The organism is Bacillus sp. LR--39 (assembly GCF_053613335.1).
On record NZ_JBSIOT010001231.1, the window covers coordinates 1 to 596 of the forward strand.

At 46.3% G+C, this 596-nt stretch carries 1 protein-coding gene; it reads left to right on the forward strand.

The features are described from left to right. On the forward strand, positions 1-596 hold a 596-nt coding region (gene mscC, locus ACWHAR_RS29615), incomplete at both ends, for a mechanosensitive ion channel protein MscC (RefSeq protein ID WP_452088759.1).

A 596-nucleotide genomic window follows, 5' to 3' on the forward strand; every position in this document is an offset into this window, starting at 1 on the left:
GGAAAAAACGATTGAAAGCCTTGTCCGTTCTGTCACCCAGTATACGGCGACAATTGGTTTTATCTTTTACGTTATTTCTTTATTTGTGCATGATTTCGGCAAGATATTGGCCGGGGCGGGCGTAGCAGGTATCGTGATCGGTTTTGGCGCCCAATCGCTGATCAAAGATGTGCTGGCTGGTGTGTTCTTAATATATGAACGCCAGCTGCACAAAGGCGATTATGTCACCGTCAACAACTTGTTCAACGGGACAGTGGAGGAAATCGGCCTCCGCTCGCTGCAAATCCGGGAATGGAGCGGGAAGCTGCTCACCATCAGCAACGGCGAGGTCAGACAAATAGAGAACTATAATATTGATTTTATGCGGATTACCGAATCCTTTCTTATCAGCTTTAAAGAAGATCCGGACCGCGTGTACAGCGTGTTGGAAGAGGCATGTGACATGCTGAATGAAGAGCTTCGTGGTTCATTGAAGCGGGATGAATTCGGCAATCCGACAGAACCATTTCAAATCCACGGCATCACCGCATTGAATAAAATCAATCACGGCGTCGAATTTACGGTTAAAGGCATGGTGAAAGATGATGATTATTTCA